The sequence below is a fragment of the Gaetbulibacter sp. NE genome, assembly GCF_025548475.1.
Classification (GTDB): domain Bacteria; phylum Bacteroidota; class Bacteroidia; order Flavobacteriales; family Flavobacteriaceae; genus Gaetbulibacter_B; species Gaetbulibacter_B jejuensis.
This window is the reverse complement of the sequence record NZ_JAOQHY010000003.1, coordinates 176,410-196,092: the sequence shown is the minus strand read 5'-3', so window position 1 is coordinate 196,092 and position 19,683 is coordinate 176,410. Positions and strand designations below refer to the sequence as shown.

The following is a 19,683-nucleotide window of genomic DNA, read 5'->3' as shown; positions in this document are numbered from 1 at the left end:
AGAGCATGCATAGTATATATACGATAAAAATAAATATTAAGATGTTAAGAATATGCTAAAGAGCCTAAAAGACCAACTAGATGGTGAGTTGTTTTTTGACGATTTAACAACGTCTATTTATGCTACTGATGCTTCTGTTTATCGTATGAAACCTTCTGCTGTTGCATACCCAAAAACAGTACAAGACATTAAAACACTTATTGCTTATGCCAATGCAAATGACACCTCATTAATACCTAGAACCGCAGGAACTTCATTAGCAGGACAATGTGTTGGTAAAGGTATTGTTGTTGATGTATCCAAGCATTTCACAAAAATTATCTCTCTTGATAAAGAGAACAAAACAGTTACTGTTCAACCAGGAGTGGTTAGAGATGCGCTTAACAACTATCTAAAACCCTACGGACTCTTTTTTGGACCTAACACATCAACATCCAATCGTTGTATGATAGGAGGAATGGTTGGCAATAATTCATCAGGGACAACCTCTATTCAATATGGAGTTACAAGAGATAAAGTTGTAGAATTACATACAGTGTTAAGTGATGGAAGCGAAGTGGTTTTTGGAAATCTATCCAAAAATGAGTTTAACACTAAAATGGCATTAAATACTTTAGAAGGTCATATTTACAAAAGTATGTTCTCTGAATTAGAACCTGAAACTGTTAGAGCCAATATAAAAGCTAATTTTCCAAAACCAGAAATTCATCGTCGCAATACTGGTTATGCTATTGACGAACTTATAAATACCGAACTTTTTGAAGGCGAATACCCTTTTAATATGTGTAAATTACTTTCGGGTAGCGAAGGTACTTTGGCATTCACAACGCAAATCACTTTAAAACTTGACGAGCTACCACCAACCAAAAGTATAATGGTAGCTGCACATTTTAGTACTATAAACAGTTGTCTTGATGCTGTTGCAGCTACTATGAATCACAACTTGTATACTTGTGAAATGCTAGATAAAACCATATTGGATTTAACAAAGCATAACAAAGTTCAACAAGCTAACAGGCAGTTTATTAAAGGTGATCCTGAGGCTATATTAATGTGCGAAATTAGAGCAAATACCATTGATGAAGCTAAAAAACAAGTAGAAGCTCTAATAAAAACTATAGAATTAACAGGCTTAAGTTATGCTAATGTTATCCTAATGGATGACGCTATTGATAAAGCCAACGAACTTAGAAAAGCAGGTTTAGGCTTGTTGGGTAATATGATTGGTGATAAAAAGTCTGCAGCATGTATTGAAGATACTGCTGTTGCGCTTCCCGATTTAGCAAATTACATTAGTGAGTTTACACAAATAATGAATGGCTATAAGCAAAAAGCTATTTATTATGCGCATGCTGGAGCAGGAGAATTGCATTTAAGACCAGTTTTAAATCTTAAAAAGTCTGAAGATGTTATTTTATTTAGAAAAATAACCACTGATGTAGCAAAATTAGTGAAGAAATATAAAGGCTCTATGAGTGGAGAGCATGGAGATGGTATTGTAAGAGCTGAATTTATCCCGATGATGATTGGAAAGGAAAATTACCAATTATTAAAACGTATCAAATCTGCTTTTGACCCAAATAACATCTTCAATCCTGGAAAAATTGTAGATGCGTATCCAATGGACGAATCTCTGCGTTATGTTCCTGACAGAAAAGAACCAATGGTTGAAACACTAATGGATTTTTCAGCATCAGAAGGTATTTTACGTGAAGCTGAAAAGTGCAATGGTTCTGGTGATTGTAGAAAATTACCTGAATTTGGAGGAACCATGTGTCCAAGTTATCGTGCTACTAAAAACGAAAAAGACACAACAAGAGCTAGAGCTAATGCATTGCGTGAGTTTTTAACGCAATCGGATAAAGTAAATAAGTTTAATCATCATGAATTGAAAGAAGTGTTCGATTTGTGCTTGAGCTGTAAAGCCTGTGCTAGTGAATGCCCAAGCAGTGTGGATGTTGCTACTCTAAAGGCTGAGTTTCAGTATCAATATCAAAAGGCAAACGGATTTAAATCTAAAGACCGTTTTTTTGCACAATCCACTAAGTACAATAAACTAGCTGCTCAATTTCCAAAGTTATCCAATGCATTATTTCAGCAGAAATTCACATCAAGTATAATTAAAAAGAGCATTGGTGTTCATGCAGATAGAAGTTTGCCAAAAGTCACCAAGCCGTTTTCTAAGCTACAACAATATCAAACAAATACTATTGTTAAACCTATAAAAACGGTTTATCTCTTCGTAGATGAATTTATTAATTACTTAGAATCTCATATCGCTCTTGATGCTAAAATTCTTTTAGAAACTTTGAATTATAAAGTGGTTATAATTGACACTTTAGAAAGTGGACGAAGCTATATTTCAAAAGGGTTTTTAGAAGAATCTAAAATACTGACTAATAGAAATATAAGTCATTTTAACTCATTAATTACTGAAAGCACTCCTTTAGTAGGTATTGAACCTTCAGCTATATTAACTTTTAAAGATGAATATATAAAATTAGCGGACGATAAAACATCTGCTGAAGCAATTGCAAAACACACCTTTTTAATAGAAGAGTTTATCCAACAAGAAATTGAATTGGGTAACATAAAACCAGAGCAATTTACTTTAGAAGCAAAAACCATAAAGTTTCATGGACATTGTCATCAAAAGGCACTGGCAAATCAACTTTCTAGTTTTACAGTTTTAAATCTTCCTAAAAACTATAAAGTCACTATTATTCCTAGTGGTTGTTGTGGAATGGCTGGAAGTTTTGGTTATGAAAAAGAGCATTACAAAGTGAGTATGCAAGTTGGTAATCAAACCTTGTTTCCTGCTGTAAAAAAAGCCTCTAAAGATGTGATTATTTCAGCTAATGGAACAAGTTGTAGACATCAAATAAAAGACGGAACTTCTCGAGAAGCTTTGCATCCAATTACTATACTAAAAGAAGCTTTATTAAAATAAAAACTACTTTTTACTGTGTTGGTCAACAATGGTTATAGCAGCAATTAAGTCTTTTACTTCCATGTCTTTAATATCTTCATCAGCAAAGAATGGAGAGAGTTTGTCTTTACTATAATTGTATATTTTCCAACGTTTAAATTGGTACTCTAAAGCGGTGAAATTTTCAACCCAATCACCAGAATTCAAATAGGTAGTTTTACCGTGTTTGTTTTCTTTAATAATCATTTTAGGTTGATGGATATGACCACAAATAACATAGTCATAACCGTTTTCAATAGCTAAATCTGAAGCTACTTCTTCAAAATCATTAATGTATTTTACAGCGCGTTTAACGCTGTTTTTAATCTTTTTGGATAGTGAGTATTTTTCTTTACCCATTCGTTCTAAACACCAGTTGGTAAAGCGGTTGAGAAGAATTAATAAATCGTAACCATAACCACCTAATTTCGCCAACCATTTTGCGTTTTGAATAGACACATCAAATACGTCACCATGGAAAATCCAAGCTTTTTTTCCGTCAAGCTCCAAAACAATTTTATCTACTATAGAAATTTTTCCAATTTTTGTATCGCTAAATTTACGTAGCATTTCATCATGGTTCCCTGTAATGTAAATAACTTCTACACCATCTGACGCCATGTCAATTATTTTCTTAATCACTCTTAAATGCGACTTAGGAAAATAACGTTTGCTAAACTGCCATATATCGATAATATCGCCATTTAGCACTAACTTTTTAGGCTGAATGCTGTTAAGGTAGGTAAGTAATTGTTTTGCGTGACAGCCATAAGTTCCTAGATGTACATCAGAAATTACAGCTACTTCTACTTTTCGTTTAATCTTCAAGGCAAATACTAGGTTTTAAATGCAAATAACATAATTCTATATTACTTAATGTTTAAGAGCCAATTAATTAACCGTGAGTTTATGGTTAAGAGAATGTTATTAAATTACCTAAGCCAAAGACAGTCTTTATGAAATTCAATTTTTGTTTCTGTAATATTACATTTACATTAGCGTAAAATAAATGTATATGGCAGGAAATTCCTTCGGAAAATTATTTAAACTTACCACATTTGGTGAGTCTCATGGAGTAGCAATAGGCGGTATTATTGATGGTTGTCCAGCAGGTTTAACTTTAGATTTTGATGCAATTCAAAATGAATTAAACCGAAGAAAACCAGGACAATCAGACATTGTTACCCAACGTAAAGAACCTGATACTGTAGAGTTCTTATCAGGTATTTTTGAAGGTAAAACTACAGGAACTCCTATTGGTTTTACAATTCACAACACCAATCAAAAATCAAAAGACTATTCGCATATAAAAGATACTTACAGACCAAGTCATGCCGATTATACATACGACCAAAAATATGGCACAAGAGATTATCGTGGTGGAGGTCGTAGTTCTGCTAGAGAAACTGCAAGTAGAGTAGTAGCAGGAGCTATTGCAAAGCAAATTTTAAAAGACATAAAAATAAATGCTTACACATCTTCAGTTGGTGATATTTATTTAGAAAAACCTTATCAGGACTTAGATTTTAGTAAAACCGAAAGCAATACAGTGCGTTGTCCTGACGATGCTGTTGCAGAACAAATGATTACTAAAATAAAAGCCATTAGAAAAGAAGGTGACACCATTGGTGGCACTGTAACTTGTGTGCTTCAAAATGTTCCTGTTGGCTTGGGAGAACCTGTGTTTGATAAGCTTCATGCTGAATTAGGTAAAGCCATGTTATCCATAAACGCTGTAAAAGGATTTGAATACGGAAGTGGATTTTGTGGTACAAAAATGAAAGGTAGTGAGCATAATGATTTATTTAATGCTGATGGAAGCACAAAAAGTAACTTATCTGGAGGTATTCAAGGTGGAATTAGCAATGGAATGGACATCTATTTTAGAGTTGCTTTTAAGCCAGTTGCCACTATAATGCAAAATCAAGACACCATAAATAGTGAAGGTGAAATGGTAGAAATGCACGGAAAAGGAAGACATGATCCTTGTGTAGTTCCTAGAGCAATTCCAATTGTTGAAGCCATGGCTGCATTGGTATTAGCAGATTATACACTCCTGCGAAAACAGGAGTCTCATAATGATTTTGATTAGAAATTAAAGTTGAAAGACCCAGAAGAAAATTATAAAGAAAACAGGAAAACAACTCCTTTAACAAGAGAAGAATGGCTCACATTTTTCTTTTTCCCATTTCAATCGAAGAAAAGTGCGTTAGATACTAATACTTTTAACAAAGTTGAGGAAGAAAGGTTTCAAAAGTTTGGGTTTGAAAAAAAGATAAAACAATCAGCTGAGGCAAGGGCTTGTGGTTTGGCTTTTTATATTTTACTGTTTTCAATTATTGTTGTAATTGTGAATTGGTAAATTTTACTGATAAAAAAGAAGAATAAGATGAAAAAAATAGCATTACACTGGAAGATTATAATAGGAATGATTTTAGGTGTCATTCTCGGATTTATTATGAATTCCATTTCAGGAGGAAAAGATTTTGTAACCGATTGGATTGCGCCTTTTGGAACTATTTTTATCAACTTATTAAAACTTATAGCTGTTCCGTTAATACTTGCCTCATTAATTAAAGGTGTATCAGATTTAAAAGATATCTCTAAGATTAAATCTATGGGATTACGCACAATTGCTATTTATCTGTGTACAACTGTAGTAGCCATTGTTATTGGTTTATCTATTGTAAATGTGGTAAAACCAGGAGCAGGAATGTCTGCCGATACACTCGAAAAAATTAAACTCAAATACGAAAATGACGCAGGTGTCACTGATAAACTAACAAAAGCTTCAGCACAACAAGATGCTGGTCCTTTACAAGCGCTTGTAGATATATTTCCGAGTAATATTTTTACAGCTTTAGGTGAAGCTAAAATGCTTCAGGTAATTTTCTTTGCGTTGTTTGTAGGTATTTGTTTACTACTTATACCTGAAAAGAAAGCTAAACCTTTGGTTCGGTTTTTTGACTCACTCAACGAAGTAGTCATGAAAATGGTAGATTTAATCATGCTTTTTGCTCCTTATGCTGTTTTAGCTTTAATGGCAAATGTAATTGTTGCGTTTGATGATACCGAAATTTTGCTTAAACTTCTCAACTATGCATTATGTGTAATTGTTGGGTTATTTATCATGATTGTCTTCTATTTGATATTAGTAAAACTTTACACTAAAAAATCACCTATCTGGTTTTTAAACAAGATGTCACCAGCACAACTTTTAGCTTTTTCAACAAGTAGTAGTGCTGCAACGCTTCCAGTTACTATGGAACGTGTTGAAGAGCATATTGGAGTAGATAAAGAGGTGTCAGGTTTTGTATTGCCTGTTGGTGCAACTGTAAACATGGATGGAACTAGTTTATATCAAGGTATTGCTGCAGTTTTCATCATGCAAGTTGTATGGCCTGAAGGATTAACTATAACCAATCAATTAGTAATCATCGCTACTGCAATACTTGCATCTGTAGGTAGTGCAGCTGTACCAAGTGCAGGTATGGTAATGTTAGTAATTGTATTGGAATCTGTCGGTTTCCCTGCTGAATTATTACCTATTGGTTTAGCGCTTATTTTTGCTGTTGATAGGCCTTTAGATATGTGTAGAACAGTTGTAAACGTAACAGGAGACGCTACTGTTTCAATGATGGTTGCTAAGTCATTAGGTAAATTGCACAAGCCTAAGCCTAAAAATTGGGACGACCATTACGAACATGTTAAATAAAATAGCTACTTTTAAAATAGTCTAACTTACCAAAATCAAAACTATGAATGTTTGCTTTTTAATGTATCCATGGGAAAATATTGATCCAGAAAACGATACAAGCTTAGCTTTAATAAAAGAATGTGCAAAACGTGGTCATGGTGTTGCCTTGTGTTCGCCTGCAAATTTAACTATTAGAAATAGTGTTACTAATGCTTTTTGTACAGTTGTAGGTAGAATGGATAAAGTGCCCTCATCATTAAAAGCATTTTATAAAAAAGCCGAATTACGAGAGGAAATGTTGCCTCTCGCTGGTTTTGATGCTATCTTTTTTAGAGCGAATCCGCCTTTGGATCCTATAATGCTTAATTTCTTGGATTCAGTTAAAGATGATGTGTTTATCATTAACTCTTTAGAAGGTATGCGCGAAGCAAATAACAAGTTATATACTGCTGCTTTTGGTGATGCACATAGCAACATTATTCCAAATACACACGTATCAAAAAACAAAAGGTATTTAATTAAACAGATTAAGGAATCAAAAGCCGATAAAATGATATTAAAACCACTAAATGGATTTGGTGGTTCTGGTGTTATTCTTATTGAAAGATCAGCGATGAGCAATATCAATTCATTGTTAGATTTCTATATTTCAAATTCAGATGGAACTTCAAACTATGTTATTCTTCAAGATTATATAGAAGGTGCAGATCAAGGAGATGTTAGAATTTTAATGCTCAATGGAGAACCTGTTGGAGCCATGAAACGCGTTCCTGGAACCGACGATCATCGCTCTAATGTGTCTGCTGGTGGAAGCGTTCAAAAACATACACTTACTAAAGCTGAAAAAGCTTTGTGTAAACAAATTGGACCAAAACTGGTTAAAGACGGTTTGTATTTTGTAGGTATTGATGTTATTGGTGGAAAACTAGTTGAAGTAAATGTGATGTCTCCTGGAGGCATAACTTACATTAATAAAGTATATAAAAACAAAACCAAAGTTGAAGAAAAGGTTATTGACTTCCTTGAGAGCAAAGTGCTTGATAACTTGGAAGCATTTAACCGTCGTTCGCGATTAAGAAAAACTGTAGAAGACGCTTAGTATATGCTACATGTTCCAAAGCCTTTAGTATCTGTTCATTGGCTAAACCAACATTTAGCGGATGAAAATCTTATTGTTTTGGATGCTACTATTGGAAAAGTTACTGAAGCAAATTCTGATAGTAATGCTTCAACACAAATTGTCTCTGCACGTTTTTTTGATATCAAACAAAAATTTAGCGACACTAATGCGTCGTTTCCTAATACATTTCCTTCTGTAGAGCAATTTACTACGCAAGCACAAGCATTAGGAATACATAATGATAGTTGTATTGTAGTGTATGACGACAAAGGTATTTACTCAAGCGCTCGTGTTTGGTGGATGTTTAAAGCTTTTGGTTTTTGTAATGTTGCGGTTTTAGATGGTGGACTACCAGAATGGATTAAACATAATTATCCACTAGAAACAAAAGCCGATTATTCAGGCAAACCTGGAAATTTTACAGCAAGTTACAATACAGGATTTATAAAGTTTTTTGACGATGTAGTTAACGAGGTTGGTGAAGACAATCATATTATCGTTGATGCACGTTCACAAGCTAGATTTAGTGGTGAAGAACCTGAACCTAGAGCTGGTTTAAGAAGTGGCAATATTCCTAGTTCTTTCAATATACCATATACGTCTTTACTCGAAAATGGTTGTTTTAAAGATATTGAACAATTACAGGCTATTTTCAAGGCTGTTTTAAGCGAACACAAACAAACTACTTTTACTTGTGGTTCTGGTATTACAGCTTGTGTTTTGGCTCTTGGAGCAGAATTATCAGGATATAAAAACCTATCAATTTATGATGGTTCTTGGACTGAATGGGGAAGTTTAACCGAAGACGAATAATATGGAACGTTTATCTGTAGAAAAAATCATTGAAAATATCAATCATGAAAAGTGTTTTCATGCTGTAGCCGAAGATTATTCTTTCACAATAAAAATTGATGAATATGTGCACTACGTATGTGGAGCTGTACACGATGGACATCAGTTTAGAAAAGAACTTTGGGACAATTGTTTGCATACCGAATACGATCGATGGTATGAAGAAGATCCTGAAACTAAAAACATGATAGCTTCACATCCAATTGTTATTGCTGGTTGCGATTCTAGATTTGAATATGATTTGAATAGAACTCCAGAAGACGCTGTTTTTGAAACTGCTTGGGGAAAACAACTTTGGAAAACACCACTTCCAGAAGCCCAAAAAACTAAAAGTTTGAATAAGCATGCTGCTTTTTACAAAGTAGTACATGCGCTTATCAATAAGCTCGAAGAAAAATTTGGTGTTTGTGTTGTGTACGACATGCATAGTTACAACTGGCAACGTTGGGATAGAGAAGTGCCTACTTGGAATTTGGGTACAAGTAATGTGGATAATAATCGTTTTGGACCATCTATTGAAGCTTGGAGACAAAGTCTTTCAGAAATTAAATTTCCTAAGAATATCCCATCTACATCTAAAATCAACGATACGTTTCAAGGCAATGGATATTTCTTAAAATATATTACCAATAACTTTAAAAATACCTTAGTTTTGGCAACCGAAATAGCTAAGGTGTATTGTGATGAGTATGACCAAATTATTTATCCTGAAGTTGTTTCGGCAGTAGCACAAGAGCTAAAAACCAGATTACCAAAACATGCTGCTGAGTTTTATAATACTTATTCTAAATGATGCTTGACGATACCTTAATTGAAGAATACCAAAGCCTTTTTGATATTGATGCAAACCTAAACCGCTTGGTTAAAAAAATAGAGTTGCTCAATTATATTAATCCGTTGAATATTGAAAGTGAAAAAAAACAGTTTTTTGCTTCTAAATACAAGTATGAACCTAACTTTAAGTACCCAAAATTAAAGTTTAACGGTTACAAGCTACATCGTTTATTTTACTCACAGCGTTTAGAGCGTATTGAAGATGATGATATTCGTCAGTTATACGAAGATATAATTTATGAATATTCTGGTTTGATTGAATGTATTGAAACCATTAACCAAGGTAGAAAATTCTATTTCAACAGCTTAAAAAGTTTTGGAACACCAACTGAAAAGGATATTGACAACGCTAAATTTATTCTGCGTTTTGATGATACCGACTTTGAAGAAGACATGCTTCCTATGTACGATGCTAATGAAGCAAAAGCGTATTTTGAAGACTTTGCAAAGCGTTATGATTTTAAATACAACTTAAAGCTGTCAACTAACATTTCAGCAGCTGCAATGGTGATTAACAATACACAAACGTTAGTGTTACGTAAAAACCATAAGTTCAGCAAAAATCAATTAAAAGTATTGGCAAACCACGAAATTGGAGTACATATGGTAACCACTTTTAATGGGTTAAACCAACCTTTAAAAGTGTTTTCTAACGGATTGCCAAACAATGTTGAAACCCAAGAAGGTTTAGCAGTATTTTCTGAATACAAATCAGGATGTTTAACCTTGACACGACTAAAGGAACTAGCATATAGAATTATTGCTGTAGATAGCTTAATAAAAGGCTATTCGTTTGCTGATACGTTCGATTTACTTTATAGTCAATATAAACTCAACAAAAACAAAGCCTTTTCAATAACCTTGCGAGTGCATAGAGGAGGAGGTTTTACCAAAGACCATTTATATTTAACAGGTTTAGAAAAAGTATATAAATACGCTAAAGCTGGTAAGGATTTGGATGTATTATTAACAGGAAAAGTGTCTTTAGAATATATTGATACCATAAAAAAACTTCAAGAATTAGGTTTAGCTAATACCTCAAAACACTTTACTGATGCTTATCTTAACGATGATGTCGCTAATAAAAATCTAGATTTTATTTTAAAAAGTTTGAAGTAAAGCCTCAAAACAAAAACATCTATTAGTTTTCCTAACACTTGTGTAAGGTTAGACATGCCTTACAAAAGAATTTGAGCAGTTCCCAACTTGCTGAAGTTAGGCTCAAACTGATGTCGCTTCGTTTTGAGGCTTATTTTTTTGTCACATATTAATGCGTTTATATTTAGGATATTTCAATGTATATCCAAAATTCAGTTTTTTAGATTCGTTTGAAGACAGTTTAAGCTTCCATTCCATAATTCCTTTGTCCTTATCATAATTTGAAGTGCCTGTTTCAATATCATCTACTTTAATGTCTTTGTTTTGACTTATTGGAATTCTATCAAGTACAACAATATCAATTGAAGTAGTTTTGTTATTCTTTAATTCAATATCATAATTTTTAGTGATAATCTTGTTACTGCCTATAAAAGCGTTCTTTTTAAAGTCTTTATTTTGAGAACGTTTTATTGCAACATTAGGATCAACTCCCAAAGATACTGTAAGACTGTCAGTTGTAGCGTAAGGGTTAATGTTGGTTGTTCCTGAATAGCTACCTTCAAAATACACATTGGCTTCAGCAGGTAAAAGATTATACTGTTCCCAATTGCCAATTTTTGCAGTTAAAAATACGTTTTCGTTTATCACAGGAGCAGTAAAATAAGAATATGTTGCATCAATTGAATACGTGTCAATCTCAATAACTGTTATATCTCCATTTGAAGTAATGCTATAATTTTTTTGAATTTCAAATCGTGTATTTGTAATACCTTCATCAATAAAATCACCATTACTAGTCGTTCTTTTTGTGGTAACTAGTACAACACCATTTGCAGCTCTAGAACCGTAAATACTTGTAGCACTTGCATCTTTTAAAATATTAATATTAGAAATACTGTTTTGGTCTAGCTGATTAAAGTCTTTTGCGTCCATTGGAACTCCATCAACAATATATAGAGGATCTTTATCTTTTTTAACCGAATTATTACCTCTTATCCTTGTACTTGCATAACCAGTAATAACAACTTCCTGAAGCTGTTCATGGTCTTCTTGCATTGAAACATTAATCGTGCTTGAATGTATTGGTAAGACTTCGCTTTGCATACCAACATATGAGTACTCAATAGTATTGCTTTCTCCTGTAACTCTCAACGTGTAGTTTCCGTCAAAATCAGTTTGGGTACCATTTGTAGTACCTTGTTCAATAACACTAACTCCTGGAAGTGGTAAACCATCTGAAGAAGAAGTTATGGTACCTGAAATAGTCTTTACCATTGGGTTGTACTTGTAATTATAATTTTTTGTGGCACGTTGATTTTGATAATTACTATAAGGACTTATAAAATTTAAAAATTTAGTGTTTACATCTGGTTTTAAATTGTTTGTTGTTGGGTCGCTAGTAGAAAGTGTAAGTTTTACATCATCCCAATCAATACCAGTTGTTTGATATACATGAGCATTATATTGCAGGTTAATTGGCGCATCAATCTTCTCAGCTTTTAAGTCGTAAATAGGAAACCATCCTGCGTTTGTTACATTGTATTTGATTATCAAATTCAGTTTTTCTGTTACTGCTGAGTTAAGCTTTAAACTAATTTCACCTGTTTGCACTTTATCATCTACATTAAGCTCTTGTAATTGCTTTTGAATTAATAAAATTGACGCATTGTATTCTTTTTTTTGTTTTTCAGATTTATAAACAAGCGCATTAATCTCTGTAATACGAGTTCGGTAGTAATTAGCAAAAGCCTTAACTTTTTCCAAACTTACTGTTTCAGTATCACTACTTAATTTTCGGTTATTTTGAATTATAAAAAGTTCTTCGTTATACCCAGAAATCAATTGGTCTTCTATTTGAATTTTATCATACAATACATCTTTTTGGGTTTGTAATGAATCTATCGTCTTGGTATAATTTTTTTTGGTTAAATAATTGATGCCATAATTAATAGAAAGTACAGAGGCTTGTTTTAGTCCAGAGACTTGAATGCTACTCTCTTGAATATTAGGTGAGAGATTATCCAAAACAAATTCGGTTGTACCAACAGGAAGACTAACAGTAGTTGTTCGTGTTATTTGTGCTCCATTTAAGTACACTGTGACTTCTTTAATAGTGGAAGACGTATTTTTCTTGTTAGCATAGCCAAGAGTTGAAACTATAAAGAATAATAGTAGAATGTTTTTCATGATTGTAGATGATTTAGTTTTGTTTAGTAAAACTATTACCACACCACGAAAATTAAAACCTCTATTGAGTTTAAGACTTCTTTCTTTGAGTATAATCCTATTTTGAGTTAGTTAACAAACAGATAATTAAACTTATGCAGTTCATAGACATTATTTACAATTATGCCTTTTTGAACAAATTTTTTAGGCTTTATATCGATATTTTTATGCTCCCTAACACGTAACGTATACATTTACAATATTAAAATAATGTGCTATAAATCAAACTTTTATAATTGATTCCCTTTAATTATTAAAGTAATTTTTAGAGTTAAATTAGTTTTTAATTAGTTGTTAATTGTTAGAAAAAGCCCACTTGATTAAGTGGGCTTTTTTTTATTTTAAAAATTTAGATTGTAACTCCGGAGTAGGTATCATACAAGCCTCTTGTTTGCCATACCATTTGTAACGGTTTTTAGCAATAAAATCGTAAACCCAATTACGAATAAACGCAGGAACGATTAAAAACACAGCCATCAAGTTTCTAGGAAAACCCAATTGAGATGCTATTTTTAAAGCAGCAGTAGATTTGTAATACAGTCCTTTTTCGTGGGAAAACAATAAAATAGAATCTATCTTAGACGTATCTATATTAAAATCCTTTATGATTTCTTGTCCTGTATTGTTTTGCAATGCAGTAAACATAAACGAATTGTGTTTATCATGTTTAATAACATATTGAACGGAACTATTGCAAAGGTTGCAAACACCATCAAAAAGAATTAATTGTTTATGTTCTGGTAAGTTGTATTTCACAATACAAAAGTACAATATCTTACAGTAGCGAATTTAAAAAATTGAGTTAAAACACTCTATGTTCCAAAAGTCAGTTTGAGTGATTTTTTTAAAAAAATTGTATCGAGAACTTCTTTAAACGTAAAATCCTTATTCTCGATACATACCAACACTAAGTGTGACATACTCGAATTGACAGTATTTTACTATTTCTTAGCTTCAACCAACTCCAGCAAGTCCAAACTTACATTGGTAGTAAACATACCATAGTTAACGGTTGCTTTTCCTTTTTCAATAGTATCAATACTACCAATAGCACGACCATCTTCCATACGAACCCTATCACCAACTTTTAAAATAGGTTTTGGTTTTTCAACCACAACTTCCTTTTTCTTAGCTGCTTTTTTCTTTTGTCGTATAACGTTTACTTTCTTTTCAACTTCCTTTTTAACTTGCTGTTCTTTGTTCTTTTCAGCACGTTTTTGTTTTGCTGAAATCTTCTTGCGCTTAGAATTTTCTATCTGTACAAGCTTAAAAAGTTCGTCCATAAGTTGACGTTTGCGCTTGTTTTCAAAATAACCTTCGGCAAGTTCGTTTACCTTTTGTCCTAAATAAATCAAGCGTTGGTTACTATCATATAACTCTTGATAGTTCTCTAGTTTCTTCTGAACTCTAGCATTGATTTCTTCTAGCTTATCAGCTTCATTTTGCTTTTTCTGTTCGTTCTCTTTTAATGAACGCTCTGTCTTTTCAAGTTTACTACGCTCTTTTTGAAGTTTAGCAATAGTTCGGTCAAAACGTACCTTACCACGTTCAATTTTCTTTTTTGCTCTGTTGATTAAACTATACGGAATTCCGTTTTTTTGCGCTACTTCAAACGTAAAACTACTTCCTGCTTGACCTAAAACCAGTTTAAACATCGGTTCCAAAGTTTTTTCATCAAACAGCATATTGGCATTTTGCATAAACGGTAATTCGTTTGCCAAAATTTTTAGGTTAGAGTAGTGCGTTGTAATAATTCCGTAGGCTTCTCTATGATAAAACTCTTCCAAAAAGGTTTCAGCTAAAGCGCCACCAAGTTCAGGATCACTTCCTGTACCAAACTCATCAATTAAAAACAAGGTGTTTTTATTGCACTTTCTTAAAAAGTAATTCATTTGTTTTAAGCGATAGCTGTAGGTACTCAAATGGTTTTCAATAGATTGATTGTCACCAATATCAGTAAGAATTCTATCAAACAAACACACATCACTTTTTTCATGAACAGGAATAAGCATACCACTTTGTAACATAACCTGAAGCAGTCCTATGGTTTTTAAAGTGATACTTTTTCCACCAGCATTTGGTCCTGAAATAACAATAATCCTATTTTCAGGTTGCAGCTCTATAGATTGCGGAAAAGTTTTTAAACCTTCCTTTTTATTAGATAAATAGAGTAGTGGATGGTACGCATTTTTAGCAATATAGGTTTTGTTGGTATTGATATTTGGCAACAGCGCATTGGTACTTTGTGCATATTTTGCTTTTGCAGCAACCACATCTATTTTGGTTAAAAAGGTTTGGTATTGCTCCAAAAGCTGGATGTAAGGTCGTGTAGCTTCGGTAAGTGCTTTTAATATTTTTTCAACTTCTTCTTGTTCTTCAAACTCAAGGTTGTTGAGCTCTCTGGTATGTTGAAACGTTGCTTCAGGTTGCATGTAAATAATGCTTCCTGTTTTGCTGTTACCAAGAATACTACCTTTTACTTTGCGTCGGTACATAGCTTTAACAGCAAGCACACGCTTGTTTTCAATAACGGTTTCCCTAATATCATCTAGATAATCCAAAGCACTGTAACTGTTAAGCGCACTAGTAAAACTTTGGTTTATTTTTCCTCTTACATTGTTTATAGATTGCCTAATGGTGTAGAGCTCTTGTGATGCTTTATCTTTTACATCACCAAATCGATCAACAATTACATTAATTTGATTGATTAGCTCCTTTGTAACTTCAATGTGGGACGCATGAGTGGATAAAGTAGGATAATACTCTTCAAACTTCTTTAAAAACGTGATAATTTCATTACAAACGGTTGAAATGGATACAATTTTTTTAAAGCTAAGAGTTTCCAAAACCGAACCTTCAATATTTAAGAATTGTAGTTCTCTGGTGATAGGTTCAAATCCATGATTAGGAATTCTGTTTTCGTTTTCAAAAGACGCCAGATATTCATTGGTCATGTGTAGCTCTTGCATTAATGTGTTACGATTGCTAACAGGAGTAATTGCAAGACATTGGGTTTTACCCAAGTTGGTAATGCAATACTCTGAAACCTGTTGCAGCACAACATGAAACTCTAAATCTTGTAATGTCTTTTTATGAATGTTAACCATACTATTTCCTGCGACAGCAAGAAGCTTATTTATATGTAGTGAAACCTAATTTTTTAAAAGGAGTACAAACTTACATAATACAATTGAACTATGGAATTTTTTGGAGTTGCGCTTAACGGTTTTGTGTATGATTAGTTGCGTGGTTAAGCACGTAATTTAGTAAATAAAAACCGAATAGAAAAACCGCGAGGATTTTCATAAGTAGGCTAGAACCAAGCAATTAATTATACACGTTGTTGTGCTTTCGTACTTTATATTATTTCTGCAACCAATGCTATAAAATGAGCAAATGGCACTAGCAATAATTGAGCTAAAATTGTTCCAATCACTCTCGCAAAAACCATATATCGAATAGTTCGTCTAAATTCACTTTCTGCAAATTTTCCTTCTACAACTTCATCAGTCAAAATTGAAAGGTATGGGTCAATAATGACAAACATTAATATTGTCGCAAATCCATTAATAATAGCTGATAAAGAACTTGCTGTAGTTCTTAATTCAGGCGTTATAAATCCTGCGTATAGTGAAGACAGTACTCCGACTGATAATATAGCGACAGCTAAAATATTAAAAATAAAAATCTTTAGCGGAAATTTAGTTTTCGAGTTTATCGATAAATTTTCTCTATTCGGAATGCTAATTTCTTTTCTTAATTGCTTAATTCCTGTTTTTGTAAAACTATGTAAAATCAATTTTGGCATTGATTTATGCACGCTAAAATTCATAACAGCTTTAGATAATATCCTCTGAAAAGTAGGAATTAAAAAAGCTCCAAATATTGTAGCTAAAGTTGCTACGAATAATATCAATCTTATTTCATACGTTCCTGGATTAATATTCAGGTTAATATTGTTTTCAACCCACTTTGCCAATAATGGTGCTTGAAATGAATTTGAAGTTCTTGAAATAAGAACCATAATATTAAAAAGTGCAAATGAAACTGCTATTTTTCTTGTTCTAGTTCCGACAATTCTTACCGAATAGGATAAAGTACTTATTAAATGGATAATAAATGTTAGAAGAAGTACTATTATAATTTGAATTGTCATTCTGTTTTATATCGTTTCGGGTATGAAGCACAACTTTATAAGATATGGATTGTTTTAATTATCTATATCTACCGTTAAGCGAAGTTAAAGTTTTCAATTTTAGTAATCAAGGTGTTACCTGTGTTTGTGAAATTATTTAATGCACAAATTGTTAGTAACTAATAGTTGTTTTTTTAAAAAGTTGGAGAGTACTAGCAATAAACTTTAGTCAGTGTTATGCTTTTAGTTATTTACTATTTTAAACTTGTTGTTTTCTATTAATCCCAATAGATTCTCCTTCCATTTTTTTGCTAAAGAGCCTCCATTGTCATTTTCCATTGAATCGATAATCACTCCATTCAAAAGATATTCGGTCGAAGCAATGACTTTCTTGTTATCAACATTTATACCAGCTGGTCCTCTAGCAGAATGATGTTCGTGCATTGGCATTTCGGAATAGTTTATTTTAAAACCATTTTCACATATTTCTTTTGCTTGAGCATTAAATTCAGTATCAATTATTGAAAGAATAACCAAAATCTGTGGACTAACCCAAGAACCATTCTTTAGACGATTCCATAAATCCGTTTTTAATTCAGACTGTCTATTTTTGTCAATTTTAAGGGTTGCAAGAGCAGCGACTATATGTGGTCTCCAATCTTCATTCTTTAATAACAATCTAATTCCATCTACTATATCACTACTTGAGTTTTTAGAAATTATATAATCAAGTCTATTAATACTTTTTGTGAGATTCCATTCTTTTGGAGGATTCGGAATGTCATATAAATTCATAAGTGGTAAATGATTTGGATGTCCATTCCAAAAATCATTAAAAACTCCAAAGTTTGGTCTTTCACTCATTTATTTCTAATTAAGCACTACTTTTATAAGATGTGGGTTGTTTAGCAAAGTTAAAGTTTTCAATGTTAGTAGTCAAGGTATTACACACGTTTATAAAAACTATTTAATGCACAAATTGTTAGTAACTAATAGTTGTGTTTTTCAGAAGTAGTCGAATCAGCCGTAATTGCAGTTATACATTGTTGGCAATAGTTATTTTTCCAATTTATTAGTTGTGGCTACTTCTCTGTGTAATTTCCATTTTCCATCGCTCTTGTCCTTTTTTAGTATGGCCAAGAAAGTATCCTCAATTTCTATCGGTTCACCTTGTTCATTGGTGTAATAAACAGAGCTTGTTCCAAAGTCATACGCTATACTATCACTTACAATAATTGTTTCTTTAGGTTTCATAATCAAACTGTCGTAACTAAAAGAGCCCACAGGTTCATTTCGTAGACGTTTATATTCTTCCCAAGCCCCACAAATAGGTGTTAATGATATGATATCTTTAGTGCCATAATTCCTTAAATCAGCATAGCGTTTTTCTTTAATTGCCAATTGAAAGCCTGCGCGAGTTTCCTCAATCGATGCTAATTCGGCTTGAATATCTATTTTGGTTTCATCCATCGATTTTATTTCCGTTTGCTTGTTTTTTTCGTTACAAGAAATAAGAAATATTGTCACTAAAAGAAGTGTTAAATTTTTCATTTTATTTTGGATTTACGGTTACTTTCTAATTATTGCCAACTTTATAAGAAATGGATTATTTTAATAATCTATATCTACCGTTAAGCGAAGTTAAAGCTTTAAATGTTAGTAATCAAGACATTACCTGCGTTTGTGAAACTATTTAATGCACAAATTGTTAGTAACTAATAGTTGTGCTTTTCAGAAGTAGGCGAGAACAAGTGATTACTTATAGCTATAGTTCGTTTTTTATTTTAGGTATTCTAATGTGTTTACCATTTCAAATTTTGGGCTTCTTTTCATAAATTCTCTTAAAAAAGCAGTATGAGCAGTTCCCATAATTATAAATACTCTATCATTTTTTGTCATTGGAATTCTGTTTAGGTTAGAATATATTTTCATATTTCTATGATAGAAGATAGCTGCATTATCAGCACCTTCAAATCCATCCTCTATTCCTACATAGAGTAGTTTATCTGCATTCGTATTTATTGAATAGTCAAGATGCAAGGGTTCATTAATTAATTTTAATTTCTCAAGTAATGACAGTTTATCATATTTTTTTTCTCGTTTAGCTATTTCGGGATAATCTTTAAATGGCTCATTTGTTAATTGTAAATATGTTTTTGAATCAATGTTGTTTTTATATTCTGGACTGCTTTCAATAAAATCTCCAACACTATAATTATATCCCATATGATTATCTATTCCATATATTTTTTTTACATCACTCAATCTACCAACATCAAAACCAATCATACTACTTTCGCCATATTTAGTATTTAATTTCGAAGGATTATCTAAAAAATCTTGGTAGGCTTTATTAATCTCAGTATTAAATTTTGGTAAGTTTTCAACACATATTATTGTAGGTTTAAATTGAGCTAACATTTTTGAAATTTCTCTAATTTCTTTTTGTGCTTCTTCACTATGTTCATCGAATTCTGTTTTGTTAGCATCAGGTGTAAAACCAAAGTGAAATGTTCCAAAGTTTAAAACTTTAATTTTATCATTTTTTAGTTCAGTTTGTTCTTCTATTTTTATTTCATTCGGTTTATTTTTTGTATTACAGCTAAAACATAAAATACATAACAGTAGAAAGGTTTGTTTCATTTTTAAGATTTTGTTTTTAAATGGGCTACAACTTTATAAGATATGGGTTGTTTTAATAAAACATATACTGCTAATTTAAACTTTTACAACTATTCAGGCTAGAATTGTAG

At 32.3% G+C, this 19,683-nt stretch carries 16 protein-coding genes; 8 read left to right on the top strand and 8 right to left on the bottom strand.

The genetic code is table 11. The features are described from left to right. Nucleotides 1-52 precede the first annotated feature (52 nt). The gene (locus OD803_RS06780; protein WP_262732868.1) at nt 53-2,950 is read left to right on the top strand and encodes an FAD-binding and (Fe-S)-binding domain-containing protein; all 2,898 of its coding nucleotides are present in this window, start codon (nt 53-55) and stop codon (nt 2,948-2,950) included. Between the two features lie 3 nt (nt 2,951-2,953). Here the strand turns inward: OD803_RS06780 and OD803_RS06775 are convergent, their stop codons facing one another. Continuing rightward, nucleotides 2,954-3,796 carry a UDP-2,3-diacylglucosamine diphosphatase gene (locus OD803_RS06775; RefSeq protein ID WP_129760027.1) on the bottom strand — a complete coding sequence of 281 codons (843 nt, stop codon included), beginning with the start codon at nt 3,794-3,796 and terminating at the stop codon, nt 2,954-2,956. A gap of 187 nt (nt 3,797-3,983) precedes the next feature. Here OD803_RS06775 and aroC point away from each other — a divergent pair, with 187 nt between their 5' ends. From aroC to OD803_RS06740, 7 genes are read left to right on the top strand one after another with little or no spacing between them, the layout of a single operon-like run. Next, the gene (aroC, locus tag OD803_RS06770; protein ID WP_262732867.1) at nt 3,984-5,060 is read left to right on the top strand and encodes a chorismate synthase; all 1,077 of its coding nucleotides are present in this window, start codon (nt 3,984-3,986) and stop codon (nt 5,058-5,060) included. 9 nt (nt 5,061-5,069) lie between these two features. Next, on the top strand, nt 5,070-5,330 hold the full coding sequence (locus OD803_RS06765; RefSeq protein WP_262732866.1) for a hypothetical protein: 261 nt from the start codon (nt 5,070-5,072) through the stop codon (nt 5,328-5,330). A gap of 27 nt (nt 5,331-5,357) precedes the next feature. Continuing rightward, nucleotides 5,358-6,683, top strand: a complete 1,326-nt coding sequence (locus OD803_RS06760) for a dicarboxylate/amino acid:cation symporter (protein ID WP_262732865.1) — start codon at nt 5,358-5,360, stop codon at nt 6,681-6,683. A gap of 43 nt (nt 6,684-6,726) precedes the next feature. Continuing rightward, nucleotides 6,727-7,764, top strand: coding sequence for a glutathione synthase (gene gshB, locus OD803_RS06755; protein ID WP_129760030.1), 1,038 nt, complete (start codon nt 6,727-6,729; stop codon nt 7,762-7,764). A gap of 3 nt (nt 7,765-7,767) precedes the next feature. Further along, on the top strand, nt 7,768-8,598 hold the full coding sequence (locus OD803_RS06750; protein WP_262732864.1) for a sulfurtransferase: 831 nt from the start codon (nt 7,768-7,770) through the stop codon (nt 8,596-8,598). A 1-nt stretch (nt 8,599) separates the two neighbouring features. Next, complete coding sequence (locus OD803_RS06745; protein ID WP_262732863.1) at nt 8,600-9,430, top strand: N-formylglutamate amidohydrolase; 831 nt, start codon at nt 8,600-8,602, stop codon at nt 9,428-9,430. Then, complete coding sequence (locus OD803_RS06740; RefSeq protein ID WP_131506641.1) at nt 9,430-10,590, top strand: flavohemoglobin expression-modulating QEGLA motif protein; 1,161 nt, start codon at nt 9,430-9,432, stop codon at nt 10,588-10,590. Before OD803_RS06745 ends, OD803_RS06740 begins: the two co-directional genes overlap by 1 nt. Nucleotides 10,591-10,731: 141 nt before the next feature. Here OD803_RS06740 and OD803_RS06735 read toward each other — a convergent pair whose 3' ends face one another. From OD803_RS06735 to OD803_RS06705, 7 genes are all read right to left on the bottom strand, one after another. Beyond that, entirely contained in the window at nt 10,732-12,756 is a 2,025-nt protein-coding gene (locus OD803_RS06735) for a DUF4139 domain-containing protein (RefSeq protein WP_262732862.1), read from the bottom strand. Nucleotides 12,757-13,131: 375 nt separating this feature from the next. Then, nucleotides 13,132-13,551: a thiol-disulfide oxidoreductase DCC family protein gene (locus OD803_RS06730; protein WP_262732861.1), complete on the bottom strand. Its 420-nt coding sequence runs from the start codon at nt 13,549-13,551 to the stop codon at nt 13,132-13,134. A gap of 185 nt (nt 13,552-13,736) precedes the next feature. After that, the gene (locus OD803_RS06725) at nt 13,737-15,902 is read right to left on the bottom strand and encodes an endonuclease MutS2 (protein WP_262732860.1); all 2,166 of its coding nucleotides are present in this window, start codon (nt 15,900-15,902) and stop codon (nt 13,737-13,739) included. 251 nt (nt 15,903-16,153) lie between these two features. Continuing rightward, the gene (locus tag OD803_RS06720) at nt 16,154-16,951 is read right to left on the bottom strand and encodes a lipid II flippase Amj family protein (RefSeq protein ID WP_262732859.1); all 798 of its coding nucleotides are present in this window, start codon (nt 16,949-16,951) and stop codon (nt 16,154-16,156) included. A 222-nt stretch (nt 16,952-17,173) separates the two neighbouring features. Continuing rightward, nucleotides 17,174-17,794 carry a hypothetical protein gene (locus OD803_RS06715; RefSeq protein ID WP_262732858.1) on the bottom strand — a complete coding sequence of 207 codons (621 nt, stop codon included), beginning with the start codon at nt 17,792-17,794 and terminating at the stop codon, nt 17,174-17,176. A 192-nt stretch (nt 17,795-17,986) separates the two neighbouring features. Continuing rightward, nucleotides 17,987-18,481 (bottom strand): YybH family protein, encoded by a 495-nt coding sequence (locus OD803_RS06710; protein ID WP_262732857.1) that lies wholly within the window; start codon nt 18,479-18,481, stop codon nt 17,987-17,989. Between the two features lie 228 nt (nt 18,482-18,709). Further along, nucleotides 18,710-19,573 (bottom strand): DUF5694 domain-containing protein, encoded by an 864-nt coding sequence (locus OD803_RS06705; protein WP_262732856.1) that lies wholly within the window; start codon nt 19,571-19,573, stop codon nt 18,710-18,712. Between the last annotated feature and the right edge of the window lie 110 nt (nt 19,574-19,683).